The following is a 1,003-nucleotide window of genomic DNA, read 5'->3' on the forward strand; positions in this document are numbered from 1 at the left end:
AAAAAGTTCTGGAGCGGAAGACGGGATTCGAACCCGCGACCCCCACCTTGGCAAGGTGGTGTTCTACCACTGAACTACTTCCGCGAAATGTAATGGTGCGGGTGAAGGGACTTGAACCCCCACGCCTCGCGGCGCCAGATCCTAAGTCTGGTGCGTCTGCCAATTCCGCCACACCCGCATGAATCTGTAATATTCTCGCATTTACGAAAATACATATAAAAAGATATTTTGCAGGCGCAAAAATCTTTGGTGAGCCATGAAGGATTCGAACCTTCGACCCTCTGATTAAAAGTCAGATGCTCTACCAACTGAGCTAATGGCTCTCAATATAGAATCAAGATGATATGCTTCATTTGATTTAAACCCTTATACATCTACGACGTCCAGCTCTCAGGAAATCTATTCAAGATGCTGCTCGAGCTGTACGCTTGAAGTAAACTCGGGTGAAGTTTATTCTTTCGTGCTCTACCAACTGAGCTAATGGCTCTAAAAATAAAAAAGGAGACAAAATAAAAAAACCAATGGTGCCGGCAAGAGGACTTGAACCCCCAACCTACTGATTACAAGTCAGTTGCTCTACCAGTTGAGCTACACCGGCATATTCAATTAGTTTGTTTTCAGATGAAGACGACTTAATAGAAAGTTGTCTCACTGAAGTAATTTAAGGATAGATATTTTGCTTGCGCAATTTCAATGAAGTTTATTTTACTTCCGCAAAAAAACTTGGTGGAGGATGACGGGATCGAACCGCCGACCCTCTGCTTGTAAGGCAGATGCTCTCCCAGCTGAGCTAATCCTCCGAAATATGTATCGCCTGGCGACGTCCTACTCTCACAGGGGGAGATCCCCCAACTACCATTGGCGCTGAAGAGCTTAACTTCCGTGTTCGGCATGGGAACGGGTGTGACCTCTTCGCCATAATCACCAGACGAATATTTAATTGAAGGATTGTTCCTTCAAAACTAGATAAAGAATTGATGTCAAGAAAGCCGAATATCGACCA

General features: G+C 44.7%; 5 tRNA genes and 1 rRNA gene. All 6 read right to left on the reverse strand.

The annotated features are described in order from the left end of the window. Positions 1-9 precede the first annotated feature (9 nt). Positions 10-84 (reverse strand) — tRNA-Gly (locus FGG79_RS21270). A gap of 9 nt (positions 85-93) precedes the next feature. Then, positions 94-178: transfer RNA gene (locus FGG79_RS21275), tRNA-Leu, on the reverse strand. Positions 179-247: 69 nt separating this feature from the next. Beyond that, positions 248-323, reverse strand: a tRNA-Lys gene (locus FGG79_RS21280). 199 nt (positions 324-522) lie between these two features. Continuing rightward, positions 523-598, reverse strand: a tRNA-Thr gene (locus FGG79_RS21285). Between the two features lie 126 nt (positions 599-724). Continuing rightward, positions 725-800, reverse strand: a tRNA-Val gene (locus tag FGG79_RS21290). Positions 801-812: 12 nt separating this feature from the next. Then, positions 813-929: ribosomal RNA gene (gene rrf / locus FGG79_RS21295) — 5S ribosomal RNA — on the reverse strand. Positions 930-1,003 lie beyond the last annotated feature (74 nt).

Origin of the sequence: Bacillus sp. BHET2 (assembly GCF_005938125.1) — a bacterium.
In the GTDB taxonomy this organism is placed as follows: Bacteria; Bacillota; Bacilli; order Bacillales; family Bacillaceae_B; genus Rossellomorea.